This is a genomic window from Clostridium sp. CS1-1 (assembly GCF_056135525.1).
In genome coordinates, this window is the sequence record NZ_CM148680.1 from 4,684,125 (window position 1) to 4,699,888 (window position 15,764).

A 15,764-nucleotide genomic window follows, 5' to 3' on the forward strand; every position below is an offset into this window, starting at 1 on the left:
CTAAAATATTGACAAATTACACTTAAATTATATCACTTCAATTACTATATTTTAATGTCATATATTTTCCAAATCTCTACTCTCAACTAAAAAACAGGTAACAACCTATGTGCTACCTGTTCTAAAAATACTTTTAACAATAAATCTATCTTCTTAATATCTTTGCAGATAAAAACGCTTTCGCAACTATATCTTTTTTGTTATCAAACATATCAATTTCAACCTTACAAAAATTTCTACCAGTATCTATTATATCAGTGTATATTTCTATAATACTGTCTATTTGAACTGGTTTCATGAAGTATGTATTGATACTATCTACAAGTACATTAACACTACTCCTCTGTCTTAAAGCCATAATTCCCATTGTAGATAAAAGCATGTTTAAAGCACTCCAAGAAGCTGTCCCTATAGGATCTAGCATTTCAGGTGTTATCTTTCCAAAAAAGTGAACCTTATCTCCATTAGTTTCAAATTCAAAGTTTCTAAGAAGTGAATCTTCCAAAGTTTCAGCAGCTTGAGGTTGCCTTGCCATATGTTGAAGCGCTTTTATTACATCTTGCCTAGTAATTACACCAACCAACCTTTTCCCTTTGACTACTGGAAATAACTCTATGCTTTCCCATCCCATTATATGTGCTGCATAAGCTACTGTAGTTTTTGCTGTTACCGTTATTGGCTCCTTATGCATAATCTTACTTATAGGTTCATTGTCATGCTCTTTGCTGGATAGATCCTTTAAGGTAATAACACCAACTACCTTATGATCCTCATCCACCACAGGATATCTTTGATGCTTGGTATTAATCATCAGTTCTTTCAAATTCGCTACTGTATCAGTAATTTTTAAAAAATAAGGATTAATCTCCATAATATCTTCTACTAATACTATGTCTTTCTTTATAAGATTTTCTGATATGGCTTTATTAATCATACTTGCAACAGTAAAGCTATCATAAGTAGTGGATATTATGGGTAAAGACTTTTCATTAGCTATCTTTTTTACTTCTTCACTACATCCAAATCCACCAGTTATCAAAACTCCTGAGTCATTTAAAAGTGCAAGCGTTTGTGCCTCTTCTCTATTGCCTACTATTAATAGACAATCTGGTGTTATATATTTCCTCATAGCATCAATAGTCATCGCACCTATAGCAAATCTATGAAGTGTCTTATGTATACCATCTTTCCCTCCGAGAAGAGTTCCATCAACGATATTTATCACTTCTCCATAAGTTAACGCTTCAATATTCTTTTTCTCTACTTTTTCTATTCTCACTGTACCAACCCTAGGTATAGTTGTAACTATACCTAATGCATCTGAATCTTTTATAGCTCTATATGCGGTCCCATCACTAACCCCTAAATCATTTGCAATACTCCTAACAGAGATTTTTGTACCAACTTCCAGTGAGAGTATATATTTGATTATATCCTCATGCTTTGACATAATCTCTTCCTACCTTCCTTCTTTTCTAAGTTCATCTGCTATTTTTTCTATCCTTCTTAATCTGTGGTTGACACCTGATTTGCCTACTGGTGGACTAAGCATTTCACCTAGCTCTTTTAAAGATTCGTCTGGATAGTTTAATCTAAGCTCTGCAATGTCTCTTAGATTCTTAGGAAGTCTAGCAAGCCCTATTTCTTTTTGGATAAGTTTTATACTTTCAACCTGTCTAACTGCAGCATTAACGGTTTTACTTAGATTAGCAGTTTCGCAGTTAACAAGTCTATTTACGTTATTTCTCATTTCTTTCATGATTCTTACATTTTCTACTTCTAAAAGTGATGAATGTGCACCTATTATGTTTAACAAATCAACTATTTGTTCTCCCTCTTTTAGATAAACTATAAAACTACTTTTCCTCTGGATTACCTTTGAATTTAAGCCATATTCATTAATAAGTCTACTTAAATCTTCTGAATATTCACTATCATGAGTTACAAATTCTAAGTGATAGGTTTTCTCTGGATTACTAATACTTCCACCACCTAAAAATGCACCTTTAATATAGGCTCTTTTACTCTCCTCAGTTCTAACAATGTTCTTAGGTATACTATAATCCAATGAAAATACATTCTCATTTTCCTTTAATAGCCCTACTTCTTTGAGCAAATCTCTTACACCCATTTCCTCTGTGATTAATACCATATATACATTATTCTTCTTTAGAGAATTGCTCCTTTTTACCATTATCTTCGTGTGTATATTAAAATGTTCTTTTAATATTTTAAAAGTAAATCGTGCAATAGCAGGATTCTCTGTACTAACTTTAAAACTAAATTGTTTGTTTCCTCCAAGTAACAATGTCCCACTAACCTTCATTATAGCTGATAACTCTGCTACTGCTTCTTCTTTAGTCATATCTATATATCTACAAACCTCATTTTTAACCTTCAATGAAAATGACATATGCTCTCTCCCTACTTGTTCTTATTTTGCTTCAACCTTTCCGATAAGTAGAAATACTCTATAATCTTCTTTCTATCAAATAGAAGCTTTTTATCCATAATCGTTTCTATTAATATAGAAGCTAATTTTTCAGAGTTGTGTCTTATTAAACCATTTCTAACTGATACGAAATCTCCTTCTATTATGTTGACATTTAAACTTTTTACTTCTTCCTCATCAATGGTAACTAGATGCGCCTCTTCCTCTTTATACCTTCCTTCCAAATCTGTATCAATTTTTCCCACATTTATAATCACATAATCAACTATAGAATTGCCTGCATGTTTAAATATAGCTTTTAGATGATCCTCAACACCGAATCCATCTGTCTCTCCCGGTTGTGTCATTATATTAGACACATATAGTTTCACCGCCTGTGTTCTTTGTACGGCATTTGCTATGTCCTTAACCAATAGATTAGGAATAACACTGGTATAAAGACTTCCTGGTCCTAATATTATAGCATCTGCCTCCTTTATGGCTTCTACCGCTTCCTTGAGAGCTCTTGCATTTCTAGGTTCTATAAAAACCTTTTCTATTCTACTATTCTGTTTTATCGATTCTTCAGGAATATTTGACTCCCCTTCTACAATTACTCCATTATTAAGTTTTGCTTTTAATATAATATTATCCAGAGTAACAGGCATTACTTTACCTGTTACTGCAAGTACTGAACTCATTTTATGAACAGCTTCTTCAAAATTACTTGATATTCCATCCATAGCTGCTAAAAATAAATTACCAAAACTTTGATTCTTAAGTCTTCCGTCTTTAAATCTATACTGCAAAAGTTCCTCCATGAGAGGCTCTGTATCTGCAAGGGCAAGAATGCAGTTTCTTATATCCCCTGGCGGAAGCATTCCTAAATCTTCTCTTAATGCACCAGAGCCACCACCATCATCAGCAACTGTAACTATTGCAGTAATGTTTGAAGTATAATATTTTAATCCTCTAAGCATTGTAGATAACCCTGTTCCACCGCCAATAACTACGATTTTAGGTCCTTTTACAAGCAATCTCTTCTCATATATTAGATTCTCTAACTTTCTAGAATCTAAAGACACATTTAAATAGCCTTTATTTATCAGAGCTATAATAGATCTCATTCCCTGAGTTATAGAAATATATAATACGAAAACACCTGATATTATCAAAAATACATAGAATGATATATAGTACGGGCTATAAAATCTTCTATTTACAAATTCTAAAACCCCAAATATTATAAATAATATTCCCATAGAGCCCAGCATGACCCATCTTTTAACTTTTATCCCAGGTCTAAGCCAATCAACTAATTTCATAGCTTTTTACCACCCCTGTTAACATCTTCCGCTATGTCTCTATGGTCTATATTCACCTTGTAGCCACTCTCTTTTAGCCTTCCATATATAGAATTTGCAATAGTCACTGAACGATGCCTTCCACCAGTACATCCAATAGAAACAATTAACTGTCTTTTTCCCTCTTTTAAATAGTTAGGAATTAGAAATTGAAGCATATCATCTAACTTATCTATAAATTCATTAGTTTCCTTGAAGCTCATAACATATTGATTTACAGGTTTATCATTACCCGAAAACCTTTTTAACTCTGGAATATAGTAAGGATTTGGCAAAAACCTCACATCAAATACTAAGTCTGCATCAACAGGTATTCCATACTTAAATCCAAAAGAAAGTATAGTAACTATCAATTGTGTTTCCATTTGCCCCTCTTCAGCATATATCTTAGTTATTTCTTCTCTTAGTTCTCTAGTAGCAAGTTTTGATGTATCTATAATATTATCTGCCCTATCTTTTACTTCTCTTAACTTATTTCTTTCCATCAGTATCCCATTTAATATTCTTCCATCAGGCGCCAGAGGATGTTTCCTTCTAGATTCCTTAAATCTTTTCACAAGTACTTCATCAGAAGCCTCTAAAAATAGGATTTCATATTTATAACCTTGTTCTTTTAAAAGTTTCAAGCTTTCAAATAAATCATCAAAAAACTTTCCACCTCTAATATCTATTACCAAAGCTATTCTGTCTATTTTGCCATCAGTTTGATAGCAAGCCTCCGCAAATTTAGATATTAATGTAGGAGGAAGATTATCCACACAAAAATACCCCAAATCTTCTAAGTTTCTTATAGCTTGAGTTTTACCAGCACCGGAAAGACCTGTTACTATAACAAATCTCATAATCACCCCTCCTATTATTAATTGATAATCTATATTATCAACTATCATTTGAATTTTACTGTATATTCTTATAGTATATAAATTTCACCTTATAATTATAACACAACAGCTTATAAGAAGGAATATAAGATAAACAGAGTTCTAAGTGCCTTTGACACTTGGAACTCGTTATCCAGGTACGTACCAGCTCTAAGACTCACTCCTTGAAAAAAGAGAAAATCTTAGAGCTAGTAGGTATCGGATAAAAAAGAGAACTTAACACTTTGTAGTTGCTAAGTTCTCCTTAAATATTCTGTATTCTTAATTAGTTTAACAGTCTTCACCAATAATTCTAACCTCTGTATAAAGATCTACGTCAAAGTTTTTCTTAACTTTATCTTGAACAAATTTTATCAAATCCAGGATATCTTTTGCTGTGGCGTTTCCTTTGTTAATTATAAATCCAGAATGCTTCTCTGATACTTCAGCATCTCCGATTCTCATGCCCTTCAATCCACTATCCTCTATAAGTTTTGCAGCGAAATATCCTTCAGGTCTTTTAAATGTACTACCTGCTGAAGCATATTCAAGCGGCTGTTTCTCAGTTCTTCTTTTATCCAAGTCTTCCATTCTACCTTTGATTTTTTCATATTCGCCTTTTTCAAGCTTTAAAGTCACTTCAAGAACAGTATATTTATTTTTGAGTACGGAACTTATCCTATATCCAAGTTCTAGTTGATTTTTATCAAGAACTTTAATGTTTCCATCAGTGTCTATAACCTTAGCACTTTCTATAACATGAGATATCTCCCCATTATAGGCTCCTGCATTCATAGCAACTGCTCCACCAATACTTCCAGGAATACCACATGCAAATTCAAAACCGGTTAATCTATTCTCTAATGCAAAGTTGGAAATATCTTTTAGAGTTGCTCCACTCTGAGCAATAATTCTTTCAGTATCTAACCTTATTTCATCCAGCTTACAAAGTTTAATTACTACTCCTCTTATTCCTCCATCCTTAACTAATAAATTAGTTCCATTCCCTATTATAAAATATGGTGTATTATTCTCTTTACATAACTTTACAACATCCATTACTTGTTGAAACTTTTCTGGATTAACTAAAATATCTACTGGTCCTCCAACCTTAAAAGATGTATGATTTTTCATTAGTGTATCTATTTCTATATGACTTTCATCTAATATCTCTGTTAACTTTTCACTAAAATCTTTAAATTTGTTCATGACCCATTCTCCTTGAATATTAAAATTATGTATCATATCTAGTATAATGTATGTACTATTCTTAATCAAGATTTATATCTCGCAACTTTTTTATTGATCAGCCTTATTACCTCCAAAAAACTCCAAAATACTTGTTGCAGCTTTTTTATCAATGGATGGTGTGTCTATAAGTTCCTCGAAAGTTGCCTTTTTTATATTATCTATACTCCCAAAATTCTTTAGGAGTTCTTTCCTTCTTTTTTCGCCTATATTTGGAATGTCTTCTAAAACAGAATGTAAAACCCTTTTATTCCTAAGGCTTCTATGATAAGTTATCGCAAATCTATGAACTTCATCTTGTATTCTTGTAATTAGCCTCATAACATTAGCATGTCGATTTATAAAGAGCTCTTCATTATTATATATCAACCCTCGTGTATTATGCTTATCATCTTTAACCATACCACAAACAGATATATCAATATTTAAATTCTTTAAAACCTCTATTGCAACATTAACTTGGCCTTTTCCTCCATCCATCAGTATTAAATCTGGGAAAGCTGAAAACTTTCCAGCACTTAAATTTATCTTTCTTTCCTGTATTTCCTTTATTTCTGTCAAACCATGTTGAAATCTTCTAGTTAAAATCTCTCTCATACTATCATAATCATTAGCACCTTTTACAGTGTTTATCTTAAACCTTCTATAATCACTATTTTTAGCTCTACCTTCTTCAAAAACAACCATAGTTCCTACAGAATCAACTCCTTGAATATTTGAAATATCATAGGCTTCTATTCTATGCGGAATATCCCCTAAATCAAGTATATCGCTGAGTTCCTGTAATGATGTTTTATAAATCTCTTTATCTTGAATAAACTTTATTTTAAAATGTTCCAAGGTTATCTTTGCATTTTTTTCCACAAGATTTAGAGTTTCCTTTTTTTCACCTTTTTGAGGTATTTTAATAGCTACCTTTGAACCACGCTTCATACTTAGCCATTGCTCTAATAATTCTACATCCTCTGTTACTGGTACATAAATAGCTTTAGGTATATAGGCAGTGCCTCCATAAAATTCCTTCATAAAGTTAGCTATAACTTCTTTTTTTTCTGTATCCTCTGTATGCTCTATTATAAAATGTTCACGTCCTGTTATTTTTCCACCTCTTAGGAAGAATACCTGAATACAACTATCATTTTCATCTGCATATATATTTATAAAGTCTTCATCTTCAAAGTTTCCAGTTACTATTTTTTGTTTCTCTGTAATTTTTTGAACTGCCAAAACCTTATCCCTTAAGGCAGCTGCTTTTTCAAATTCCAAGTTCTCTGATGCTTCATCCATTTCTGCCTTTAGTTCTTTTATTATATTTTTATCCCTTCCTGATAACAAATCAATTATATCAGATACAATTTTCCCGTATTCTACCTTATTTATATATCCTCCACAAGGAGCCTTGCATAACCCTATATGATAATTTAAGCAAGGTCTTGTTTTTTCTCCACCTTCTTTTATGAGCCTTTTGCAGGTTCTCACAGGAAATACTTTTTTAATAAGCTCTATAGTTTCATATACAGCTGACACATCTGTATATGGTCCAAAATACTTCGCTCCATCTTTAGCTAATATTCTTGTTACAAACACTCTTGGAAAGTCTTCGTTTGTAGTTACTTTTATAAAAGGGTAATGCTTATCATCCTTTAGTAGTATATTGTATCTTGGCCTATACTTTTTTATTAAATTACATTCTAGTATAAGAGCCTCCATTTCTGAATCTGTAACTATATATTCGAATTCTGCAATGTTTTTCACCATCGCTTTAACTTTTTCAGAATGATTTCTCGAGTTTTGAAAATATTGTCTTACCCTATTTTTTAAAACTTTGGCCTTACCAACATATATCACCTCACCTAAAGAATTCTTCATTAAGTATACCCCTGATTTATCAGGTAAAACCTTTAGTTGGTATTCGAAATCAAACACAAAATCACCTCTAAAACTTATTTGTAAAAGATTACCGGCAACTTATATATTGTAAACAAAAGTCCACCTATCATAAGCAATTCTTCTATAGTAGTGCCTATTTTTGAATTTGTTTTATAGGTAATCGGTAACTTAACTTTCTTATTTCTAAACGGATATAGTAATGGTATTCCTCTATTGGTTGCCATATCACAAACAAGATGCATTCCATACCCTATCATAAAATAGTATGTTAAATAGCTTATTTTATACATGTTTCCTATATATCCTGCAATAAAAGAAAAAATAATCATTCCAGAAAGACTATGAGTTAACCCATTCCTATGAGAAGATACTCCTATTATTATAAAAGAAATTCCTAAAGCTCTTAAAATAGGCTCTTTAGTATATAAGTAATCGTACCACAAAATGATAACACCTACGCAAAAATATAGGGTAACCTTTGTAGCTTTATTTTTAAAAGGAAGTATATATTTATTTATAACACTTTTGGGATGATCGATATCTGGCAGTAATGACGCTAAAATTACCACTGCAACTCCAATATAATTGAACTTTCCTGGTAAACTATTATAAAGTGATAAAAAAGTAACTATTCCAACTCCTGCATGAGTTTTCCCTTTCATGTTTTCTCCTCTTTTTATCAATTAATATTAAATGCGTTATGATCCTCATTATAATACAAAATACAATTATTTATTATATTATATCATTAAAGTTTTAATAGTTTTACTTTTTCGGACAAAATTTCCCGGGAAAACCGCAAAATATACAAAAAATAAATGTCAGTATAAATCTTAAATTTATACTGACATTTATAAAATCTAAATCTTATTCTCTATTGCGTTTATAATTTGACTATCTACAACATCTGCTGTATTGAGTAATATATCTTCTACTCCTTTAGGTTCAAACTTTCCAAATTCTCCATGATGAGCAAGTATGGAATAACATATGTCGTCAAGTTCCTCCTCCGAAAGCGCATTTCCAACTTCTAGGTTTATTTTTTCTATATAAGAGGCCCCCATTACTATATGATCAAGCTTAATAGTTTTTCTTCTTATAATCCCCTCATAGTCATATTCCTTTATCTTCATTATATCGTGTATAATTGCTTTAAGGATAAGCCTATCCTTGTTTACCACAGACCTAGCATTCATATAAAAAGGATTATCTACATAGTTGTTCAAAATACTCTCCATAGTCTTCATAACCCCAATAGTATGAAGGAATAATCCACCTCTTTTGTTACCATGAAACTTTTCTGCTGCAACACAATCAATAAATGATTTCCATCTCTTCTCGCTATATCCCATAGCTCCAGTTGCTGCAATGGCGATTTTTTTATACTTTTCCTCCAAGCTATTTATGGTACTGTTAAAATACACTATTAATTCATTGGGAATCTCGTAAGCAGGTACGAATTCAGTATAGTTTACTTCACCTTCAACTAAGTTTATGATAGGATTTTTTATTTGTATGCTTCCATTAAAGATTCCAGCAATCCCCTTAACATGTATAATAGAGTTTTCCTGTATTATATCTATTAGCTTATCATAGCTATCCCATACTGGAAAAGAGATAGATCCAGTATTATCCTGCATAATAATTATTATATAGGGATTACCATCTTTTTTTCTTCCTATTCTTTTGTCACTAACCATCCCACAAATTTCAATTAACTTACCATTTGTAAGTTTACTAATATCCTCTATTTTCACGCTACCCCTACTTTCAACCTTCTACTTTTTTAATGCTACTCTCATCACCTCAGATGCAATGCTTGCTGCAGCCCTACCACCTTGGCCCCCATTTTCTACAATTACCGCTACGGCAACTTGAGGATTGTCATAAGGTGCAAATCCTATAAACCAAGAATGTGGTGGAGCATCTTTCCCATTCTCTTGATGGTCGGCAGTCCCGGTCTTACCAGACACTTCAATTCCTTCAATCGCGGCATTTCCTCCAGTTCCCTCTGAAACAACGCCCCTCATCATACTTCTCACGGTGTTTGCTGTATCAGTTGAGATAACTTGACCTATTGATTCTGGTTGTACGCTTTTTATTAGTTCCCCTTTGCTAGTGACTATTTCCCTAACTAAATGAGGTTTCATCATAACTCCTCCATTAGCTACAGTACTTGTTATCACTGCCATCTGTAAAGGGCTCGCAAGGTCACTACTTTGACCTATAGCACTTTGTGCAATACTTCCTTTTTCATATTTTTGTAAGGTAGGAAACTTACTTGGCTCAACAGGAATACCATCCGTAGGTATTTCCTTATTAAAGAAAAATTTTTCTGAAGTTTGTTTTAGTTTATCATTACCAAGTTCGAGTCCTAACCCACCAAAGACAACATTGCTTGAATGAACATACGCTTCTTTAAATCCTAAATTCCCCAGAACTTCCCCCTGAAAGTTATGCAGCGAGTAGTCATTACTTATAAATAAACTACCATTATCCTGAAATCTCTTACCTGTAATTCCTGGAATATTCTCTAGCGCACTTATAGCTGTTACTGTCTTAAATGTTGAGCCCGGTGGATACAGTCCTGCGGTTGCTCTATTTATCAAAGGTCTTTCATTATTTTCATTAATAGATTTCCAAATTTCTTGCAAATTATTAGGGTTAAAGGATGGTTTCGAAACCATTCCCAAAACTTCTCCAGTCTTTGGGTTCAGTACAACTACTGCACCTCTATTGTCACCAAGTAGTTCGTAGGCCTTGCTTTGAACATCATAATCTAATGTTGTTTTTAAGCTATTTCCTACCTTCTCTCCACTCTTTCCCTTATTCGTTATGAGACTTTTAACATTGTCTTGAATATTGGTAGTCATCAATTGTTCATCATATTTCCTTTCTAATCCTGTAATACCATACTTAATATCTACGTAACCAAGTACATGTGCGAACAATTCTCCGCCTGTATATTCTCTTTTTTGAGTTTCCTTATTAACTTTTTCACTCTTAGTTAAGGGTTTACCATTTCTATCAAAAATAGTTCCTCTCAAAACCTCATTTCTTTTTACCCATAGTCTTCTATTGTAAGTACTATTAACAATTTTAGGTCCTACTATTATTTCAAAATATGTTATATATGATATTAATCCTATAAAACAAATTAAGAAAACCATAAGAACCTTTTTTATATTATTTGATATATCATTCATATTTATCTACCCTCTTCTGATATCTTTTGAATTATACCTAATGAAAAGAAAGTTATAAGCATTGAACTTCCTCCATAACTTACAAGAGGTAGTGTTATACCTGTAAGTGGAATAGCATTCATAACTCCACCCACTATAACTAATACTTGCGATGCTATCATAGCACTATATCCCACCGCTAAGAGTCTCGAAAATTCATCTTCCCCATACACGGCAGCTCTCATACATCTGTAGAATAATAAAAAGTAAAGAATTATTATCGCAAATCCCATAAGTATTCCAAGTTCTTCACATAAAGCAGCAAATATAAAATCAGTAGTATTGATTGGAACATATTCAGGATGTCCAAGCCCCAATCCTGACCCAGTCAGTCCTCCTGATGCTATGGAAAACATTGATTGTACAACCTGATAGCTCTTACCATTTGCATAAGGCCAAGGATCACGCCATATGAGAACCCTAGTCTTTACATGGTCAAACAATTGGTAACTTATTAAAGCCCCGGCAGCAAATAGCCCAATACAAGCGGCTATGTATCTAAACTTTGATGTAGCTATATATAGCATAGTTATGGATATTCCAAAAAATATTAAGGCTGAACCAAGGTCTTTTTGTAGAACCATAAATCCTAAACAAAGCATTACTACAATGCCAGGTTCTATTAAGTCTTTGAAATTTTTATAATTCTTTAACGCCGATGCAAGGTAAGCCACCAGGAACAGTTTTCCGAACTCAGATGGCTGAAAGCCATAACCACCTATTATAATCCAGTTCTTTGATCCGTTAATTTCCTTGCCGAACAACGTAGCCATTCCCATAAAGATTATAGTTACAACTAGATAAATATATTTATAATTACTAAATCTCTTTAAATCCGGAAGTATAACTACTATTAATATAAAACCCGTAACCCCAACTGCAAACCATATAATTTGCTTAATTGAGGACGACATATTAATCCTATATATCATAACCATTCCAATAACTGATAATATACTGGAGAAAATAAATATATATTTATCTCCGTCTGAAAAGAACTTTCTTATTATAAAGTAAGAATATCCAACAAGTAAACTGGTTACTATAGACATAACCATAGCTCCTGTATCGAAAGGTTGCTTTAATATAGCTAGATTTAAGAAACATACCAAACATAATAAATAGGTATATCGCAACATTTTTTTCTCGTCTGTACTAGTATCCAATTACCTTCACCACCAATTCATATTATACAAATAATTGACAGTTGGCATTATTAAATATCAACTGTCAACTTTATTGATTTACTTAATAATTTTCGAGAATGATAATTATCCTATAACTTTAAAAGAAGTGCTTCCTATTCTAATCTCATCTCCTGCATTTAAATATTCCCTACCACTTATTTTTTCTCCATTTAACAATGTGCCATTAGTACTTGTTAAATCTTCTAAAATACAATCATTATTTTTTATGTATACTCTTGCATGATGAGATGATGCATATGGGTCGTCCAATATGAGTAGGTTATCACTTTTTCTCCCTATGGTAATTTCACCACGGACCGGGATAACTCCGCCTTTCCTTAGATTGGAGTTGTTTCCTGCGCTAACTACTTCTAGTCCAAATGACTTTCTACTTCCTCTAGGTTTTTTTCCACCACTCTTAATATCTTTATACATTATCCTTAATGCCAAAAAGATTATAATATAAATTATTCCTATAATTATAATTTTAAATATTAAGCTTAGCTTACTCAGATCCATTTAATCACCTTCTTGTAAACTTTTTATTAAAAATTTGTTAATTGTCTATTTAACATATCAAAAGACTAGCTTTTTTATGCTAGTCTTAAGTCCTACATAAATTATAACATCTTTTTTAAATATTGTCCTGTATAAGAATACTTATTTTGGATTATTTCCTCTGGAGTTCCTGTAAATAAAATAGTACCTCCCTTTTCTCCCCCTTCAGGACCTAAGTCAATAATTTGATCTGAACATTTTATCACATCTAAATTATGCTCTATAACTACTACCGTATTCCCTGTATCTACAATTCTTTGAAGTATATCGATAAGCCTATTTACATCGTCAATATGAAGTCCAGTTGTAGGCTCATCTAGAATATATAAGGTCTTTCCTGTACTTCTTTTAGATAACTCGTAAGCTAATTTAATTCTTTGTGCTTCTCCTCCAGATAATTGTGTAGATGGTTGGCCCAATCTAACATATCCTAGTCCTACATCAAATAACGTCTGCATCTTATTTTTTATTCTAGGTATATTTTCAAAGAACACTAAAGCTTCTTCTACTGTCATGTTCAAAAGGTCATCTATGTTCTTACCTTTGTATTTTACTTCGAGAGTTTCTCTGTTATATCTCTTTCCTTTACAAACTTCACATGGCACATAAACATCAGATAAAAACTGCATTTCTATCTTTATTATTCCATCCCCACTACAAGCTTCACATCTTCCACCTTTGACATTAAAGCTAAATCTCCCTGGTTTATACCCTCTCATCTTTGATTCAGAAGTGCTCGCGAAAACCTCTCTTATAATATCAAATACTCCTGTATAAGTTGCTGGATTTGATCGTGGAGTTCTTCCAATTGGACTTTGATCAATGTTTATAATTTTATCTATATTTTCTACTCCAGTAATATCTTTGTGGACACCTGGATTCTCCTTTGAATTATTTAATCTTTTATTTAGTCCTTTAAATAATATTTCATTTACAAGAGTACTTTTTCCCGAACCTGATACTCCGGTAACACAAGTTAAAGCCCCTAGATTAAAACTTACATTTACGTTTTTAAGATTATTTTCTTTAGCACCCTTTACTTCTATAACTTTACCATTACCTTGTCTTCTAGTTGATGGAACCTCAATTTTTTTTCTTCCACTTAAATATTGGCCAGTTATAGATTTTTCACATTTAAGTATATCCTCAATAGGTCCTACAGCAACTATTTCACCACCATGTTCTCCTGCGCCTGGCCCTATATCAACAATAAAATCTGCCTCTTTCATCGTATCTTCATCATGTTCTACCACAACCAGGGTATTTCCTAAATCTCTTAAATGCTTTAGAGTATTAATAAGCCTATCGTTATCTCTTTGATGTAGACCTATGCTTGGTTCATCAAGAATGTACAATACACCAACCAAACTAGATCCAATTTGTGTAGCTAACCTAATTCTTTGAGCTTCTCCGCCTGAAAGAGTTCCCGCATTTCTTCCTAAATTTAAATAATCAAGTCCTACATCAATTAAAAAATTCAATCTACTTTTTAGTTCTTTTAATATTTGTTCACTAATTATTTTATTTTTTTCTGATAGGTGAAGATCATCTAAAAATTTAAGTTCCTCTTTAATAGACATTCTACAAAACTCAAATATATTTTTTTCACCAACCGTTATAGCGAGAACCTCAGGTTTTAACCTTGCTCCCTTACACTTTGGACAAGGATTGTTGCTCATATAGTTTTCAACTTCATTTTTTATATAATCAGAATTTGTTTCCATGTACCTTCTTTTCAAGTTATTAATTACACCTTCAAAAGCATGATTAAATTCCATAGCACTGTTTTCTTTAGTATAGTTAACCTTTATTTTGTCTCCTCTTAAACCATATAACAGTATATCTACAACCTCTGGTTGTAACTTTTCTATAGGTGTATCTAAATTAAATTTGTATTTCTTAGAAAGAGCTTTTAGAATACTAAAAGTCCAAGAATCCTCCTTTAAACTTCCACTTCCCCAAGGTAATATAGCTCCATCTAATATACTTTTACTTCTATCAGGTATTACTAAATCCTCGTCTATTTCCATTAACGTACCTAGACCATCACAATGATCACATTTTCCATAAGGTGCATTAAAAGAGAACATTCTTGGAGCGATTTCTCCTATACTTATTCCGCAATCAGCACAGGCAAACTTTTCACTGAATAGTATATCCTTTTCTCCAATTACATCTATTATAACTAAACCTTCTGATAACTTAAGCGCAGTTTCTAGGGAATCTGCTAATCTACTCCTAATTTCTTCCTTCACTACTAATCTGTCTATTACAGCTTCAATATTATGCTTTTTAGTTTTTTCAAGCTTAACTTCTTCTTCCTGTAAGTCTACTGTTTCACCATCAATTCTTGCTCTTACATATCCATTCTTTCTTATATTTTCTAATACCTTTACATGTTCACCTTTTCTACCTCTTATTACAGGTGCAAGTATTTGTATTTTAGTTCTCTCCGGCATATCCATAATCTTATCCACCATTTGATCTACTGTTTGTTGAGTTATTTCTTTTCCACACTTAGGACAATGAGGTATACCTATTCTTGCATACAAAAGCCTTAAGTAATCATATATTTCAGTAACCGTTCCAACAGTAGAGCGTGGATTTCTATTTGTAGTTTTTTGATCTATTGAAATAGCTGGCGATAATCCTTCTATATATTCTACATCTGGTTTATTCATCTGCCCTAAAAATTGTCTTGCATATGCAGATAATGATTCAACATAACGTCTTTGTCCTTCAGCATATAATGTGTCAAAAGCTAAAGATGATTTTCCAGAACCAGAAAGTCCAGTAAACACAACTAATTTATCTCTAGGTATTTTTAAATCAACATTTTTTAAATTATGAACCTTAGCACCCTTTATTATTATGCTATCTCTCATTAGTTTTACTTTCACTCCTTAGTTTTATTACAATTAAGTAATAATAATTAAAAAATAAGTGTTATCAATAAGTAATTTTATAATAAATAAATTTAT

General features: G+C 32.2%; 12 protein-coding genes. All 12 read right to left on the reverse strand.

The window, feature by feature from the left end; translation table 11 throughout:
• Nucleotides 1-145: 145 nt before the first annotated feature.
• On the reverse strand, nucleotides 146-1,450 hold the full coding sequence (locus tag AC0N0V_RS22110; RefSeq protein ID WP_474461057.1) for a DRTGG domain-containing protein: 1,305 nt from the start codon (nucleotides 1,448-1,450) through the stop codon (nucleotides 146-148).
• A 9-nt stretch (nucleotides 1,451-1,459) separates the two neighbouring features.
• On the reverse strand, nucleotides 1,460-2,413 hold the full coding sequence (gene whiA / locus AC0N0V_RS22115) for a DNA-binding protein WhiA (protein WP_474461059.1): 954 nt from the start codon (nucleotides 2,411-2,413) through the stop codon (nucleotides 1,460-1,462).
• Nucleotides 2,414-2,424: 11 nt separating this feature from the next.
• Nucleotides 2,425-3,756 (reverse strand): gluconeogenesis factor YvcK family protein, encoded by a 1,332-nt coding sequence (locus AC0N0V_RS22120; RefSeq protein WP_474461060.1) that lies wholly within the window; start codon nucleotides 3,754-3,756, stop codon nucleotides 2,425-2,427.
• Entirely contained in the window at nucleotides 3,753-4,637 is an 885-nt protein-coding gene (gene rapZ, locus AC0N0V_RS22125; RefSeq protein ID WP_474461061.1) for an RNase adapter RapZ, read from the reverse strand. The genes AC0N0V_RS22120 and rapZ overlap by 4 nt, the downstream gene beginning before the upstream one ends.
• A 309-nt stretch (nucleotides 4,638-4,946) precedes the next feature.
• Nucleotides 4,947-5,864 carry a UDP-N-acetylmuramate dehydrogenase gene (gene murB / locus AC0N0V_RS22130; protein ID WP_474461062.1) on the reverse strand — a complete coding sequence of 306 codons (918 nt, stop codon included), beginning with the start codon at nucleotides 5,862-5,864 and terminating at the stop codon, nucleotides 4,947-4,949.
• Between the two features lie 90 nt (nucleotides 5,865-5,954).
• Nucleotides 5,955-7,829, reverse strand: a complete 1,875-nt coding sequence (uvrC, locus tag AC0N0V_RS22135) for an excinuclease ABC subunit UvrC (RefSeq protein ID WP_474461063.1) — start codon at nucleotides 7,827-7,829, stop codon at nucleotides 5,955-5,957.
• Between the two features lie 17 nt (nucleotides 7,830-7,846).
• Complete coding sequence (locus AC0N0V_RS22140) at nucleotides 7,847-8,455, reverse strand: metal-dependent hydrolase (protein WP_474461064.1); 609 nt, start codon at nucleotides 8,453-8,455, stop codon at nucleotides 7,847-7,849.
• Nucleotides 8,456-8,653: 198 nt separating this feature from the next.
• Nucleotides 8,654-9,550, reverse strand: a complete 897-nt coding sequence (locus tag AC0N0V_RS22145; protein WP_474461065.1) for an OB-fold nucleic acid binding domain-containing protein — start codon at nucleotides 9,548-9,550, stop codon at nucleotides 8,654-8,656.
• 21 nt (nucleotides 9,551-9,571) lie between these two features.
• A complete protein-coding gene (locus AC0N0V_RS22150; RefSeq protein WP_474461066.1) occupies nucleotides 9,572-10,999 on the reverse strand; it encodes a peptidoglycan D,D-transpeptidase FtsI family protein in 1,428 nt (475 codons plus the stop codon).
• Between the two features lie 2 nt (nucleotides 11,000-11,001).
• Nucleotides 11,002-12,204 (reverse strand): FtsW/RodA/SpoVE family cell cycle protein, encoded by a 1,203-nt coding sequence (locus AC0N0V_RS22155; RefSeq protein WP_474461067.1) that lies wholly within the window; start codon nucleotides 12,202-12,204, stop codon nucleotides 11,002-11,004.
• 105 nt (nucleotides 12,205-12,309) lie between these two features.
• Complete coding sequence (locus AC0N0V_RS22160) at nucleotides 12,310-12,744, reverse strand: FHA domain-containing protein (RefSeq protein ID WP_474461068.1); 435 nt, start codon at nucleotides 12,742-12,744, stop codon at nucleotides 12,310-12,312.
• Nucleotides 12,745-12,845: 101 nt separating this feature from the next.
• Complete coding sequence (gene uvrA, locus AC0N0V_RS22165) at nucleotides 12,846-15,668, reverse strand: excinuclease ABC subunit UvrA (RefSeq protein WP_474461069.1); 2,823 nt, start codon at nucleotides 15,666-15,668, stop codon at nucleotides 12,846-12,848.
• Between the last annotated feature and the right edge of the window lie 96 nt (nucleotides 15,669-15,764).

Excerpts from the sequence above, each read along its gene's own strand:
- AC0N0V_RS22110 (WP_474461057.1), bottom strand. The coding sequence starts at position 1,450 with ATGTCAAAGCATGAGGATATAATCAAATATATACTCTCACTGGAAGTT.
- whiA (WP_474461059.1), bottom strand. The coding sequence starts at position 2,413 with ATGTCATTTTCATTGAAGGTTAAAAATGAGGTTTGTAGATATATAGAT.
- AC0N0V_RS22120 (WP_474461060.1), bottom strand. The coding sequence starts at position 3,756 with ATGAAATTAGTTGATTGGCTTAGACCTGGGATAAAAGTTAAAAGATGG.
- rapZ (WP_474461061.1), bottom strand. The coding sequence starts at position 4,637 with ATGAGATTTGTTATAGTAACAGGTCTTTCCGGTGCTGGTAAAACTCAA.
- murB (WP_474461062.1), bottom strand. The coding sequence starts at position 5,864 with ATGAACAAATTTAAAGATTTTAGTGAAAAGTTAACAGAGATATTAGAT.
- AC0N0V_RS22140 (WP_474461064.1), bottom strand. The coding sequence starts at position 8,455 with ATGAAAGGGAAAACTCATGCAGGAGTTGGAATAGTTACTTTTTTATCA.
- AC0N0V_RS22150 (WP_474461066.1), bottom strand. The coding sequence starts at position 10,999 with ATGAATGATATATCAAATAATATAAAAAAGGTTCTTATGGTTTTCTTA.
- AC0N0V_RS22160 (WP_474461068.1), bottom strand. The coding sequence starts at position 12,744 with ATGGATCTGAGTAAGCTAAGCTTAATATTTAAAATTATAATTATAGGA.
- uvrA (WP_474461069.1), bottom strand. The coding sequence starts at position 15,668 with ATGAGAGATAGCATAATAATAAAGGGTGCTAAGGTTCATAATTTAAAA.